The sequence below is a fragment of the Leuconostoc falkenbergense genome (genome assembly GCF_045801155.1).
Classification (GTDB): domain Bacteria; phylum Bacillota; class Bacilli; order Lactobacillales; family Lactobacillaceae; genus Leuconostoc; species Leuconostoc falkenbergense.
In genome coordinates, this window is sequence record NZ_CP174386.1 from 133,604 (window position 1) to 147,630 (window position 14,027).

The 14,027-nt window shown below is 39.7% G+C and carries 12 protein-coding genes and 1 tRNA gene; 10 read left to right on the forward strand and 3 right to left on the reverse strand.

Annotated features, from left to right (window positions below):
* The first annotated feature begins 3 nt into the window (after window positions 1-3).
* From ACI3ES_RS00680 to ACI3ES_RS00695, 4 genes are all read left to right on the forward strand, one after another.
* Entirely contained in the window at window positions 4-1,560 is a 1,557-nt protein-coding gene (locus ACI3ES_RS00680; RefSeq protein ID WP_142511754.1) for an ABC-F family ATP-binding cassette domain-containing protein, read from the forward strand.
* A complete protein-coding gene (locus ACI3ES_RS00685; RefSeq protein WP_114667599.1) occupies window positions 1,560-2,306 on the forward strand; it encodes a biotin--[acetyl-CoA-carboxylase] ligase in 747 nt (248 codons plus the stop codon). The genes ACI3ES_RS00680 and ACI3ES_RS00685 overlap by 1 nt, the downstream gene beginning before the upstream one ends.
* Window positions 2,303-2,839, forward strand: a complete 537-nt coding sequence (locus ACI3ES_RS00690; RefSeq protein WP_114667600.1) for a biotin transporter BioY — start codon at window positions 2,303-2,305, stop codon at window positions 2,837-2,839. The genes ACI3ES_RS00685 and ACI3ES_RS00690 overlap by 4 nt, the downstream gene beginning before the upstream one ends.
* Window positions 2,840-2,893: 54 nt before the next feature.
* Window positions 2,894-2,981, forward strand: a tRNA-Ser gene (locus ACI3ES_RS00695).
* A 137-nt stretch (window positions 2,982-3,118) separates the two neighbouring features.
* On the opposite strand, the gene ACI3ES_RS00700 is transcribed toward ACI3ES_RS00695, so the two are convergent.
* Both ACI3ES_RS00700 and ACI3ES_RS00705 read right to left on the reverse strand, forming a co-directional pair.
* Window positions 3,119-5,098, reverse strand: a complete 1,980-nt coding sequence (locus tag ACI3ES_RS00700; RefSeq protein ID WP_260377988.1) for a hypothetical protein — start codon at window positions 5,096-5,098, stop codon at window positions 3,119-3,121.
* Window positions 5,099-5,381: 283 nt separating this feature from the next.
* Entirely contained in the window at window positions 5,382-5,705 is a 324-nt protein-coding gene (locus ACI3ES_RS00705) for a hypothetical protein (protein ID WP_004912078.1), read from the reverse strand.
* Between the two features lie 190 nt (window positions 5,706-5,895).
* Here ACI3ES_RS00705 and ACI3ES_RS00710 point away from each other — a divergent pair, with 190 nt between their 5' ends.
* Together ACI3ES_RS00710 and ACI3ES_RS00715 are read left to right on the forward strand one after the other, a co-directional pair.
* Window positions 5,896-6,663: a helix-turn-helix transcriptional regulator gene (locus ACI3ES_RS00710; protein ID WP_114667603.1), complete on the forward strand. Its 768-nt coding sequence runs from the start codon at window positions 5,896-5,898 to the stop codon at window positions 6,661-6,663.
* A gap of 143 nt (window positions 6,664-6,806) precedes the next feature.
* Window positions 6,807-7,109: a hypothetical protein gene (locus tag ACI3ES_RS00715; RefSeq protein WP_114667604.1), complete on the forward strand. Its 303-nt coding sequence runs from the start codon at window positions 6,807-6,809 to the stop codon at window positions 7,107-7,109.
* 44 nt (window positions 7,110-7,153) lie between these two features.
* On the opposite strand, the gene ACI3ES_RS00720 is transcribed toward ACI3ES_RS00715, so the two are convergent.
* Complete coding sequence (locus ACI3ES_RS00720; protein WP_158082417.1) at window positions 7,154-7,330, reverse strand: hypothetical protein; 177 nt, start codon at window positions 7,328-7,330, stop codon at window positions 7,154-7,156.
* Window positions 7,331-7,519: 189 nt separating this feature from the next.
* On the opposite strand from ACI3ES_RS00720, the gene ACI3ES_RS00725 reads away from it, so the two are divergent.
* From ACI3ES_RS00725 to ACI3ES_RS00740, 4 genes are all read left to right on the forward strand, one after another.
* Window positions 7,520-7,954 carry a hypothetical protein gene (locus ACI3ES_RS00725; protein ID WP_114667605.1) on the forward strand — a complete coding sequence of 145 codons (435 nt, stop codon included), beginning with the start codon at window positions 7,520-7,522 and terminating at the stop codon, window positions 7,952-7,954.
* A gap of 179 nt (window positions 7,955-8,133) precedes the next feature.
* Window positions 8,134-10,833, forward strand: coding sequence for a DUF285 domain-containing protein (locus ACI3ES_RS00730; protein ID WP_242029712.1), 2,700 nt, complete (start codon window positions 8,134-8,136; stop codon window positions 10,831-10,833).
* Window positions 10,834-10,939: 106 nt separating this feature from the next.
* Window positions 10,940-13,306, forward strand: a complete 2,367-nt coding sequence (gene helD, locus ACI3ES_RS00735; RefSeq protein ID WP_036068859.1) for an RNA polymerase recycling motor HelD — start codon at window positions 10,940-10,942, stop codon at window positions 13,304-13,306.
* Window positions 13,303-13,998 carry a type I pantothenate kinase gene (locus ACI3ES_RS00740; protein WP_004912318.1) on the forward strand — a complete coding sequence of 232 codons (696 nt, stop codon included), beginning with the start codon at window positions 13,303-13,305 and terminating at the stop codon, window positions 13,996-13,998. The genes helD and ACI3ES_RS00740 overlap by 4 nt, the downstream gene beginning before the upstream one ends.
* Window positions 13,999-14,027 lie beyond the last annotated feature (29 nt).

Here is a 14,027-nt window from a genome sequence, read left to right on the forward strand (position 1 = left end):
GTTATGGCATTATTAGAAGTAAACGGCCTAACCATGGCCTACGCAGAAAAAACTTTATATGAAGACGCAGAGTTTGAGCTTCAAAGTGGCGAACACATGGGAATTGTTGGACAAAATGGTGCCGGCAAATCAACACTCATTAAAATTGTCACTGGGCAAGAACTCCCATTATCAGGCAAAATTGATTGGCAAAAAGGCTTGAAAATCGGTTATTTGGACCAGTATGCAGAAATTCCAGAGGGTATGACGCTGGTTGATTTTTTGCATACCGCTTATCAAGACCTTTATGACAAACAAGATCGCATCACGGCACTTTACAATGAGTATGCCGAAACGTTGTCTGATAAATTGCTCGAACGCGCGGGTCGCATGCAAGAAGAACTTGATGCGGCAGGCTTTTATGATGTCGACACGCAAATTGAGCGTGTGATTTCTGGTTTGGGATTAGAGGCTATTGGACGTGAGCGCGAGTTGGAAGCTATGTCTGGTGGACAGCGCGCCAAGGTCATTTTGGCCAAGCTCTTGTTGGAAAATGACGACGTGATTATTTTGGATGAGCCAACCAACTATTTGGATGTGGCACACATTGAATGGCTGGAAGATTTTTTGCAAACCTTTGAAGGTTCAGCAATGATTATTTCCCATGACTTTGATTTCTTAGACAAAGTCACTAACGCAATCATTGATGTTTCATTTGGTAAAATCACTAAATTCCGTGGTTCATTTAAAAAGGCTATGCGCCAAAAAGACGAACGCGCCGAACAACAATTGCGTCAGTACGAAAAACAACAAACAGAAATTGAAAAAGCACAAAAGTTCATTGCCAAAAATAAGGCACGTGCTTCAACTTCTAAGCAAGCAAAGTCTCGTGAAAAAATGTTGGCGCGCATGGACCGCGTTGATCCACCTTCTGAAACATTGCAAGCTAAATTTAATTTTCCCTATGTTAATTCACAATCAGCTAATGCGTTGACCGTGAGTGATTTATCTGTTGGTTATGTGACGCCAGTGCTGGAGCCAGTGACTTTTTCAATCACCACTGGGCAAAAAGTTGTCTTTAAAGGTTTTAACGGTGCTGGTAAATCAACTTTGATTAAATCAATTTTGGGTGTCATACCGGCATTAGCTGGTCAATCTGAATTTTCCCCATCAGCCGTTGTTAACTATTTTGACCAAGATTTGGCTTGGGATAATGATAGCAAGACACCGTTGCAAGAAATGCAAGATCGTTTTCCAACATTGGAACCAAAAGCCTTGCGTACGCGTTTAGCTGCAGCAGGCATCAATGCCGAAAATGCCCAAAAACCATTGCAACAACTTTCAGGTGGTGAACAAACCAAAGTTAAGTTGGCAATCATGGAAATGAAGCCAAGTAATTTCTTGATTTTAGATGAGCCAACAAACCATTTGGATGAAGGAACCAAGAATGCTTTGCGTGCAGCGATTGACAAGTTTCAAGGGAATGTCATTATTGTGTCGCACGAGACCAGCTTTACACAAGGACTTGGGGACAAGGAATTGAACGTAGCGGCATTAAGTTATAAAAAGGAATCAGATTAATGAATTTACTCACTCAAACAGGTATGCATGACGATATTACTGTGATTGATGTGGTTGATTCAACAATGACAATAGGTCGTGATATGCTCAAACAGGGCGTGTCACGACCTTTTGGCATTGTGAGCAATCAACAGCGCGCTGGTTATGGTAAAAAGGGACGCTTTTTCTTTTCACCGCGAGGCGCAGGCGTTTATCAAACTTATGTTTTTGATGTTGCGGGCGAATTTGACGCCGGTCTGTTAACAACAGGGGTGGCGGTTTCTGTGGCAGAAGTTCTTTTTGAAATGACTGGGGTTCAAGTGTCATTGAAGTGGGTCAATGATTTTTACCTGCATGATCGTAAAATGGGTGGTGTCTTGGTTGAAGGTATTTTAAATTCGGGTAAAATCACACAGGTGATTATCGGCATTGGCTTAAATATTTTACCGACCGCAGTGCCATCTGATTTGGAAGATATTGTAACAACACTCGGTGTGGACGTGGATCGCAATGCGTTAGTGACCGCGATTTTTGAAAGAATTGTTCAAAATATATCTGGCTATCAAGCAGGTCAACATCTTGATTATTACCGTCAGCATTCATATTTAAAGGATAAGATGGTCACTTTGCTGACAAATAACCATGAAATTTCTGGGCAAGTTCTTGACATTGGTACACGGGGTGAATTATTATTGAAACATGATGAAAACTTAACACCATTCATCAGTGGTGATGTAACGAAGGTGTTCATTAAGGGGAAGAAATGAAAAATAATACACAACGAATTGCGATTACAGCGGTTTTGACCGCACTTTTACTGATTATTGGACCACTAGCAATTAATGTTGGACCAGTACCAATGACACTACAAACTTTAATTGTTGCACTAGTAGCTTCAGTAGCGTCAACGCGGGTTAGTCTAACAGCAATTGGACTTTATATTGTACTTGGCGCACTTGGTTTGCCCGTCTTTGCAGGATATTCTAGTGGTTTTGCCGTCTTGATTGGACCAACGGCCGGCTATTTGTGGTCATTCTTGCTTTATGCACCAATCATTGGGTTGACAATTAAGCATACCTCAAACGTTTTGGCATTGATTGTTGCTAACGTTGTAGCAGTGGTCGTTAATTTGGCGATTGGTACAATTTGGTTGTCTATCAGTACGCACATGAGTGCAACAGCAGCAATTGCGGCTGGTGTGACACCGTTCGTATTGTCAGGTTTGATCAAAATAATTGTCGTGGTATTAGCCACAGTGTTGATCCGTCAGGCTACTCAAAAGATGCGTTTGACGGTATAAGTGTTAACAGGTATTGCTATCATCGGTAAATTCTGGTATAGTATTATCTGTTATGGAGAAGTACTCAAGCGGCTGAAGAGGCGCCCTTGCTAAGGGTGTAGACGTGTTAAAGCGTGCGAGGGTTCGAATCCCTTCTTCTCCACTAACCATTGAATGGCGTTGTATCAAGTTGTAAAAACCTTGATATGACGCTTTTTTTATGACAAAAAACAAGCTACTGATTTTCTAACAGTAGCTTGCTTTTTAAATACAAATGAGTTTGAATGTTGGCTATGACTTTTATTGAATCAGATAACTTGGATTCATAGGTTTCCCAGCTTTTAAAATGGTTACTGCTTGTTTTGTGTGCTGCCATTCAGTAGGCAAATACCGGGAGCCAACACCCGATGAATTTAAAAATGAGTAATATTCGTAGAAGGCATGTTTTATTTTTTGATTAGGGTCTAATTTAGTGCCACGGTAATAATTGGCATCTAAATCATAACCTTCCCAGTACATGAAACCTGATGAGACACCGTGATCATCGGTTTCAGGGTTGAAATTGTTAGCGTAAACAGGTCGACCTTTTATTTCTGGACAAAATTGTTCCAAACTTTGCCCTTTGGCGTCTAAGCCAGTCATCATATTAGCTAATTGTTGACTAGACAAGGCGTTACTCATATCATAGCCTTGCGGATCATTATCTTGTGCTTCGAGTGGACTGTGGTCTAAACTGGCAACTGGTTCCAAGACATCAACTAATCCATGGCGACCCATTAGATTAGCGACACCCCAATGATTCGTTGTACCACCTTGTTTTTTGATTTGTGCGTCTTTACCACCGGCGCTACCTAAGACTGCTCGATACAATGGGCAAGAATTGTTCGTCGTAAATGATGTGGCAGCTGCATAATCATAGTAAGTACCTTGGTTTGAAAGACTCTTTTCTTGATCAAATTCTTTTTGATTGTTGTTATAATTTTGTTCGATTTTTTGGCTTAATTCGGTTAATGGGGTTGTGGTGTTGCGCTCTGCTGCTGTAATTGGTCCGTAGGTTCTTGTGTAGTCGTTTGAGTTAGTGTCAATATGTGTAACGGTTAAGCCGAAGAGATTCAAATCTTTTGTCTCATCTTGCTTCTTGATATCCGAATAAGCCGCTAGATCTTTTCTAAGTTTTGTCTCAACTGCTGAAGTCTTATCTTGCCAGAATGCGTCATTATGAGTTAGTCGGTCAAAAGCAATAGAAATGGCTTGACAACGCGTGGCATCGGCATAAATGCCTAATGTGGCCACTTGAGTCAGGTACGCCCAATCATCTTTGATGGTTTCGTTCCATTTTTCTCTGTCACTAAATGTTGCAAAGTTAAGTTCTCGAGCAAGAGACACATAGGCAGCGTATAAATTAAATGAATCGTATGACTTGTTTTGTAGTGTTCTGCTGGTTAGAGCATTGCCAAATTTTTGTACATCACCAACAAATGTTGTGTTTTTGTCTTGTGAAAAACTAACCGTATTGTTTTCTACTTTGCAATCGCCAATTGTGTGATAAATTGCTTTTGTATTATAATCAAATGTTGTTTCATTTGTGTTTTCTCCAGTGAAATATTTTTTAGCATTTAGCTCTCCAGTTAGAGCGTCTGTACCACCGTTAGCAGTTCTGAAGTTCTGTTGCATGGTGATTTGCTCTTGAACGAGTGGGGTAATTGTGTTTAAATCAATTTTTCGATTGGTTGTTTTAAAATGAGCTGCTGTTTGTTCTTGAAAATAGTTGAGTGTGTTTTTTAGATCATTGATTGCTTTCATTTCAGGTGATTCTTCCCCCGGACAGCCAAAACCCATAAATAGTTTGACTAGAGGACCAAACAGTTTACCAAAATCTAACAGTTTAGCCAAGCCAGTCATACTTTCTTTAAAAGCGAGACCTTTTCCGGCTTTCCAAGATTCTTTGGTGCTATCGGCGAATGCTGCCGTTGCCCAAGAAGCAGCGGCGCCGATTGTGTTGAGAATATTATCGGTATTATTTTTATACATTGGCGATAGTGGCTTCAAATCAGTATCACTATCAGAGTTGGTTGACTTTGAAATTTCCGATAAATCATCATTAAGGTTGTTTATCACTTGCTTGACATCAGCATCGCTATAAACTTTGGTTTTTTGCGCGGCATCAATATCAATGGCATTGATATTGGAAGCAGTTATGACGCTAGTGCAAAAACTTGGGCAGAGTATCAGCGCAATTGCTGATAGCTTGAGTGTTCGAGTGAGTGTGCGTTTCATCATATTCTCCCTGAGTGTTTTGATATAACGATGTGTACTTAATAATAATTTTCTGTACTTAATTAGTGTCTCATTGTTATTTTGTTTTTGTGAAAATATCTGGTAAATTTTTTGTAAATGTGGCATTATTTTTACCGTTAATAGTAATTTTAGATTTGCAATGTGATGATATTTTGAATTTTGTTGCCAAAAATGATATCAATCAGAATCAAAAAAACCACAACTTAAATTTAAGTCGTGGTTTTTTGGTTATTTCTATAACACCCTAATCATGAAAAACAGATGATTAATCTGTATGTTTTTGGGGGTAATGGGCTTGAATATTATTTTTAATTTGCCAAGCCCAAATTACAGTACGCCGTCCTAAAAAATAAGACATCCCACCAAATAACACTTCTATGCCAACACACACCCACCAAAACTGAGTTAGTGGGTGATTAAATAAGCTTGGCACAAACACGATGAACATGTAAAGTGCAATGATAAAAGCACCAAACGTAACAGCCCAGACGACTAGTGCGAGCCAGAATCTGAATCCAAATGGTTTGTCATCATCAACATCAAATAACGTGTCTGAGAATACCAAAATCATGCCAAATAATTCTTCCATAGTAGTTGCCCTTCGAGTTTTTCTTATTGTACCATAAGCAATTGTTATCATGATGAAGTAATTAAACCTTGATATTTTTTTACGCGCAAATCCCCAAGTAACGCCATGCTAGTGACGCTTGCTTTACAAGAGCAAGCATGAATTGCTAGTATTGTTCTTAATGAGTCGGTTACATTAGGAGATGAAAGCTATGAGTTTTGAACAAGATATTAAACAACTAAGACTACAAAAAAAGATGACACAACAGGAGCTGGCAGATGAAGTTCATGTCAGCCGGCAAACTGTGTCAACTTGGGAAACAGGCAAAAATTATCCTAGTTTGGATGTCTTAAGGCGTTTGAGTGATTTGTTTGACGTATCTTTCGAAAAAATAATGTTCGGAGAAGAAATCGACATGAAAGACAAACAGAAAAGCATTGCTGAAGCAATTGATCAAGACGTGTCATTAAAACATCGCTATAAGCGGCTCACGATGATACTGGGGTCCATTTTTGTGTTATTGGTTTTATGGTTAGGTATGCTGTTGGTTGGTTACCAAAAAGGCATTGATACAATTGACCGCATGAATCCATTTTTGCAATACAAAGTAGCCTATACAAAAATGCCTAGTGATAAAGTCACTAATCCCAATAATAAGACAAACCATGGTTATTGGACAAAATGGTTTTCAGATAATGACATGGGGACGGAGTGGACGAAGCTAACGCTAACAACGGGACTCAACCCCGGCGTCAAAGATCCGTACGTAATGGCTTATCACAAAGGCAGCTACGTTAAAATTGCTAGAATTGTACCGGGATCATCAGTTAGCACCGTCATGAAAAGCAATGTTTCAGCTATCACAAGATTGATGTATTCAAAAGATCACGACAATTTGAGTATGAATTTCCAATCAGTTAAGGATTTAAAAAATAAAAAGCACTTTAATAAAGTCATTCAAGAACTGGTTGTGCAGTAGGTTAAACAAAAAAATCATTACTGGGGACGATTTTTTTGCTTTTATTGAAAAAAGATTAAAAAATTCGGAAAATTCTGCCTTTAGATTGTACTATAATGAGAACTATATAGTAGGTTGATTGAAGAGATTGGGAGGTCAAAATCATGAATGATAGTCAGATGAACTATGGTATTGCTGAGAAACATAGTTTTAAAGATGCCCTCCGAAATATTGGTAATATTGCTGCTGTGGGCGCACATCGTTATTATTTTTATGCGGAACACGAGGGCGATACGAGCCAAAATAAAATTTCTAAGAATGACTTGTTACGACTCTTGGTAGATAATAAACAATTACAAAATCAGATTTTGGCTAATGAACTGAATATTGACAAGGGTGGTGAATTCACAATGGGAATTGTGAATACCTGCATCGCGCAGAACATCGTTACCTATCTGAATCGCTGACGGGTTGGTTGGCGAACTTGAAAAATAGATAGCTTAATTGCCAATTATATCCACCACCAGTAATGTGTGAGCAAGAATATAATGGCAAAGACTAATAGCGCAAATCCAATGAACTGACAAACATACTTGGCTACGGGATGGCGAGCGTTAAAGCCAATCGCTAAGAAAATTACCCCGACAATCACGCAGAATATAATGGCAAAAAGTACTGTGGTATACATTAACTGCTCCTTTCATGCGACTAATTAACTTAATACTAGCAGACATCTATTTATAATCATAGTAATATGTCCTTTTTTATTTGAAAAATACCATAATCTTCTTATCATCATCTCAAGGTGAAAATTGATGAAATGTTTGATATTATATAGTAAGAAATAACAAAAAATTCATTAATTGGGGAGAATCAAATGTTTCATATTCAGCCAACGCCTATTTCTTGGGTGCTGTGGGCGGCCATGTTTGCCGTACCTGTTGTCATTATTTTACTAGGTGTCTATGCTTATTTCTTTGGTGGCAAAAAGAGGCTAGGTAACACAATTGCTGTTATAGGTATTATTGCGGCGCTGGTTGTATTCGGCTTAGCAGCGTCGTCAAAATATTATAATTATATCCACTCATCGAGTTACATTAAGTCAAAAAAGACTTACCAATTGGAATATAACAACAATCAAAAACGTGAAATTGTCATCAAAGATTATCAGGGCAAGATAATCTATCAATATACTGGTTCATTTAGCTTTGACCGTAACGGACATGGTGTGAATCTGGTTGATAATAAAACAGGTAAGAAAACATCAATCTACATTGGTGACAACGCCACTGTGATTGTGACAGATAAGTAAAAAATTGAGCACGACATAAATTATGTCGTGCTCAATTTTTAGTTTGAAGTATTAGACAGGTTTAGCGACATCTGCACAATTTGTTCACAAATTCGTTACACAGTATTCGAATTTATTTCACCTTTTAGGCAACTTTTCCAGTGATAATGAATACATAATCTGATTGGGACAAGTGTGCAATGGCTAAATTACCAAAAATTATGTTAATAGGGATAATCATAATCAATTTACTGACACCTTTTGTTACGGTGTCAGCAGAAGGACAAGTTTCTACCCCCCCTCTTGAACATCATGCCACAAGTACCAGTAAGGATAGTGATAGCAAGCGTTCGAGTGAAACCAACACAAAAGAAATAAAACGCCAAAACTCTCTAAACCTCGAAGTAGATAAATCAAAAGTGGCTACACAATCAATCTTGTCAGGAGAGAATGGTGACTCATCATGGACACTTGATGACACAACGGGTGAGCTGATTTTCACAAATGGTACATTAGATCAAAACATTGCAACCAATATTACGAACGAAGGATACGATCCAACACTTGTCAAATCCGTGTCATTTCAGGGGACAGTCGTTGCACCAACTAATTTGGATAATTTTCTAACAGGATTAACTGAATTACAGTCGTTTGACGGTGCTAATCTTGATACAAGCAGCGTGACGAGCATGAGAAACTTCTTCTCTGGTTTGAGCAAACTTGGAAAAGTTAATTTAGATATTGCGACTAACCACACCATGTCCGGTACTTGCATGGAAAACTTTTTCGCTAACACGCCCAGCTTGTGGAAAATTGCAATTGGTGCTAACTTTGAATTTCAAGGAGACACACCAGTTACTATTCCATCAGCGCCCGACGTTGGTACACATATCACAGATAATGGGACTACATATGTTACTAGTGCAGCCAATTGGCAATTAGTTGGTGCAGGAACTGATCATCTACCCGCTGGGGAAGTATTGAGCAACTTAAAGACAATAACAACAAATACAGCGCCGCGTCCCCTCACCATAGTTTGGGCACAGACTGGTGAAACATATGATCCCATTCTTCGCGGTTATCACGGCACGTCACCTTGGACACTCGACCCAGACACTGGTGAATTGATATACAATACCGGTACATTTCAAAACTATAACGCACGAACAGTGGCTGCTAATTTGGAATCGTATGATGTTGATCCAGATATTGTCACTTCAATTAGTTTTACGGGAACAGTTAATTTACCAGCTAATTCATATAATATGTTTTATAATTTGGAAAACTTAGCAGTGTTTGATGCTACAAACTCATATACGGATAATGTGACGGATATGGGTAGAATGTTCATGCTGAATAGTAAAATTCAGACATTAGATTTGAGTAATTGGGATGTGACGAAGGTGACGAGCTTTGACACCATGTTTTACGGAATGACATCGTTAACAACACTGAACCTAACTGATTGGGGTGTTGGTCGCACAGCCAGTACTGTGAACATGTATAGCATGTTTACTGGGACGACAGCGTTAACCAATCTAACGTTGACCAATTTTAAGACCACCAATGTTACGAATATGGAGTTTATGTTCTCCAGTAGTGGTGTGACCAGTTTAGACTTGAGTAATTGGGATGTGACGAAGGTGACGACATTTGGCAGTATGTTTCAAAATGCGAAGTCGTTAACAACATTGAACTTAACTGATTGGGGTGTTGGTCGCACAGCCAGCAATTTGAATATGGGTTTCATGTTTCGATATACGACAGCGTTAACCAGTCTAACATTGACTAATTTTAAGACCACTAATGTTACGAATATGCAGTCTATGTTTGTCAGCAGTGGTGTGGTCGGTTTAGATTTGAGTAATTGGGATGTGACCGAGGTGACGACATTTGAGCGTATGTTTCAAAATGCGACCGCGTTAACAACATTGAACTTAACTGATTGGGGTGTTAATCGTGTAGCCAGTAGCGTGAACATGAGCTTTATGTTTTTTGGTACGAGCTCCTTAACCAATCCAACTTTGACTAATTTTAAGACCACTAATGTTACGAATATGGAGAGTATGTTCTATAACGCTGGTGTGACTAGTTTAGCAATTCAGAGCTGGGATGTCAGCCAAGTCACGACATTTGAGGATATGTTTTACAATGCCAATAAATTAACAACTCTGGACTTATCAGGATGGCATACTTCTGGTGCCACAGTTGCCGCTATGTTCTACAATACTACCAATCTCTGGAAAATCACCTTGGGAGAAGATATTATATTTTCTGGTAACCCTAGATTTCAAACAGCGCCTGCCATTGGCACAACAATCCCGGGTACAAGTTACAAGACAACTGCTGCCAGTTGGCAGATTGTTGGCACAGGAACAGAATTTAATCCCAAAGGTGCAATGGTCACAACGACAGAAATGTACGCTGATCGAACAGAACCAGTGACTTATGTGTGGGCTAATCAGTCAGTTCAACCTACACCTGCGATTGATACGATTTCATCACTTACTTTTGGCACGTTAGGGGCTAGTGACTTCTTTAATGGCAATAGTCCGCTGGCAACCAACATGGCAACTGGTTCAGTGGCCTTAGAAGATTTAGATAACACTACAACGTATAATGTTACAGTGGCACAAACGAGCGACTGGACAACTGATGGTGAATCAGCTACGATTGCCAAATCAGATTTGAAGATTAAATATGGCACTAGTGATTTATCCACGGGAGCTTGCCGTTTCTGGTCGGGCACATCAGCGACTGCGACCAAGAGTATTGCTTTTAATCATGATGATACCAAAAACTTCAGCATTTGGTTGAACCCAAGCACTGTGCTTGATACAGCATTGCTTGGCAAACAACTAGAATCAGAATTAACATGGACGTTGAGTGAGACGCCGTAAACAGAAGAAACGCTTAAATGTTAATCATTTAAGCGCTTTTCCTTTTCATTTATTCAATCTAAGCGTATAATTATATCATTGAAATTTAAGAGAGTGGGACGCGTTTTTGGACGAAAAAATTAAGCAAGTTGAAGAGCAATATTTGAAGACAACACTATCAGCCATGAACCAATCTTTGACTGATACCGAGCTAGAAATTAAGCGGACAAACAAAAACATCTCTGACGTTTCCAAAAGTTGGGGAGATGTGCGTCTCAAAACGGATACCTATTCCGGTATTGTTGAAACAGCTATGTCTGTCCGCCAGCAGCAACAAATGTTGGCTGAACGTGAAAATTCTAAGTCACGGGCAGAACGTCGTTATGAAGTTTTAAATAAGCAGATTCATAATCCGTATTTTGCACGTATTGATTTTAGCGAATCCGTGTCAGAAAGCGGTGAACCAGAAACCATCTACATTGGTTTGGGGTCGTTTAGTGATGACGACAATCGCTATTTTGTCTATGATTGGCGTGCACCGGTAGCTTCTATTTATTATGATGGTGGCATTGGACCAGTTGAATATTTGACACCTGATGGCACTCAAAAAGCCAATGTCACGCTGAAACGTCAATTTCAAATTGAAGACGGCGTGATTGTGACGTTATTTGACACGGAAGAGGCAATTGGGGACGCTATGTTGATGAATGCCTTGAGTGGCGAATCATCAACCAAGATGAAGTCAATTGTGACCACCATTCAAAAAGAGCAAAACAAGATTATCCGTAATACGTCGGCTGATCTCTTATTTGTTCAAGGTGCAGCCGGCTCTGGTAAGACGGCGGCCGTTTTGCAACGTGTGGCTTACTTGCTTTATCGTTACCGCGGTAAATTAACCAGTGGCCAAGTGGTGCTATTTAGTCCCAACCAACTATTTAATGATTATATTGATCAAGTTTTGCCTGAATTAGGTGAACAAAATATGGTCCAAATGACATTTTACCAGTACGCCTCACGTCGTTTACCTAAAATGTCAGTAGAAACGTTGCAAGAACGCTTTGAATTGGATCATGTGAATAATCGACTGGCATTGGCTAAAGGTAGTGTTGACATGTTCAACGCAGTCACCAATTATGCCAACTCTTTGACACGTCAGGGGATGAAGTTCCGCAGCATTATGTTTAGAGGCGAGCCATTTATCGCCAAAGAACGCATGGCAGAAATTTATTATCAGTACAACGAAAATTACAAGTTAAGTCAACGTTTGGACGCAACGCGCGACACACTTATGCGTATGCTAAGCAGCCGCATTGGCACAGAGATGCGTAAAGATTGGGTAGATTTAGAAATTGAAAATCTATCTAAAGAAGAATATGATGAGCTTGTTGGCGCTGGGCGTGTCCGTATGGGCGATAATGAAGAAAACGACGCAGCAGCAGTGACGCGCCGTACGCAATTAGGTGCTGGGGAACAAGAACGAGAATTTACCAGTGAAAAAGCTGAGCGCAAGTTCTTGGCCAAGCAAATTACGACACGCGCTTTGAAGCCTTTGGCAAGACAAGTGAGACGTGCTAGTTTCCTTAATATCAATGCGCAATTTATTGATTTCTTGCATGAGTTACCAAGATTCTTTGACTTAGCGGCTTATCAACTATCGGAAGCAGAGTGGCAGACGCATGTTGAACACGTTGTGGCAAATCTCAAGAATCATCAAATGTCACTGGCTGACACAACGTTATATTTGTATTTATATGATTTAATGACTGGTAAGCATGGCGAACGTGATATTCGCTTCCTATTCATTGATGAAGTGCAAGATTATACGCCGTTCCAATTAGCTTTCTTAAAGTTTAGCTTCCCATTGGCAAAGTTCACGGTGCTTGGCGACCTTAACCAAGCTATTTTCACTAAGGATAATGCGGCTAATTTGCAGGAAGATTTGGCTAGTTTGTTTGATCCAGAGCGGGTAGACACGGTTAAGCTCACACAAACTTACCGTTCGACACAACAAATTACTGATTTCACCAAAGATATTTTATTAGGTGGGCAAGATATTGAAGCGTTTAATCGTAATGGCGAGAAGCCAATTGTGAAAATCGCTGATAATGAAACTGACTTGCTGAATAAGCTACGTCAGCAGTTACAACAAAATGCCAAAGACCAAGATTCGACAGCTATTATCACCAAAACACTCGCTGATGCGAAGTTGTTGGCGCAACAATTGGCTGATAAAAGTGTGACATTAATTCAATCAGAGAATCAACGTTTAGCACTGGGAACTATCATAGTACCATCGTATTTGGCTAAGGGACTGGAATTTGACGCAGTTGTCATTTGGCACGCGGATTGGACACGATATGCGGCAGAAGACGAACGTCGTCTATTGTATACAGTTGCGTCACGCGCGATGCATCGTTTGACATTGCTGGCTGAAAAGTCAGTGACACCGTTGTTGGACCATGTCGGTGCCGAACGTTATGAGGTTGAAAAATGAACGAGTTAGTCAATGAAATTTTGAAACGCTATCAGCAACCTTTCATGGTAATTGGTGTTACCGGTTCAGTTTCAGTTGGCAAAAGTACATTTGCTAATAATTTGGCAGCATTATTTCATCAGGAAAGCTTGACGACTAGTGTGATTAGTACGGATGATTTTCTGATGTCTAATGACACATTGTTGGCCGCCGGCATTTTTGAACAAAAAGGTTTTCCACAAACGTACGATTTGGACCGCATGGCAACAGTGATTAGAGATTTTAAGGTTGGTCGTGAGCAGATCGAGATACCACTTTATACGCAAGAATTGGCTGACATTCACCCAACACAATTGCAAACTATCACCCGACCCAATATTTTAATTGTTGAGGGTGTAACAGCCCTGCGATTACCAGAGGATGTGTTAGATTTCAAAATTTTTGTCACCGCAGATTTGGATAATATTAAGTCATGGTATTTGTCACGTACCTTGCAAGAAACGGCTTTAGCCAAGAATGATCCATCTAGCTGGCGCTATCAATATGCCAAAATGCCACTAGACGAGCTAAGCGATTTGGTAATGAAGGTTTGGGACACAACGAATCAAACCAATTTGGATCACTATATTTTACCTACGAAATCTTTAGCGGATGTGATTGTTACATTGAACGATCAGCACGATGTGAAAAATATCACTTATAATAATCGATAAAAAATTGTCAACTTAGTTGACAATTTTTT

What these genes read in the sequence shown, in the direction of transcription:
- ACI3ES_RS00680 (WP_142511754.1), top strand. Translation starts at nt 4, where the DNA reads ATGGCATTATTAGAAGTAAACGGCCTAACCATGGCCTACGCAGAAAAA.
- ACI3ES_RS00685 (WP_114667599.1), top strand. Translation starts at nt 1,560, where the DNA reads ATGAATTTACTCACTCAAACAGGTATGCATGACGATATTACTGTGATT.
- ACI3ES_RS00690 (WP_114667600.1), top strand. Translation starts at nt 2,303, where the DNA reads ATGAAAAATAATACACAACGAATTGCGATTACAGCGGTTTTGACCGCA.
- ACI3ES_RS00700 (WP_260377988.1), bottom strand. Translation starts at nt 5,098, where the DNA reads ATGATGAAACGCACACTCACTCGAACACTCAAGCTATCAGCAATTGCG.
- ACI3ES_RS00705 (WP_004912078.1), bottom strand. Translation starts at nt 5,705, where the DNA reads ATGGAAGAATTATTTGGCATGATTTTGGTATTCTCAGACACGTTATTT.
- ACI3ES_RS00710 (WP_114667603.1), top strand. Translation starts at nt 5,896, where the DNA reads ATGAGTTTTGAACAAGATATTAAACAACTAAGACTACAAAAAAAGATG.
- ACI3ES_RS00715 (WP_114667604.1), top strand. Translation starts at nt 6,807, where the DNA reads ATGAATGATAGTCAGATGAACTATGGTATTGCTGAGAAACATAGTTTT.
- ACI3ES_RS00720 (WP_158082417.1), bottom strand. Translation starts at nt 7,330, where the DNA reads ATGTATACCACAGTACTTTTTGCCATTATATTCTGCGTGATTGTCGGG.
- ACI3ES_RS00725 (WP_114667605.1), top strand. Translation starts at nt 7,520, where the DNA reads ATGTTTCATATTCAGCCAACGCCTATTTCTTGGGTGCTGTGGGCGGCC.
- ACI3ES_RS00730 (WP_242029712.1), top strand. Translation starts at nt 8,134, where the DNA reads ATGGCTAAATTACCAAAAATTATGTTAATAGGGATAATCATAATCAAT.
- ACI3ES_RS00740 (WP_004912318.1), top strand. Translation starts at nt 13,303, where the DNA reads ATGAACGAGTTAGTCAATGAAATTTTGAAACGCTATCAGCAACCTTTC.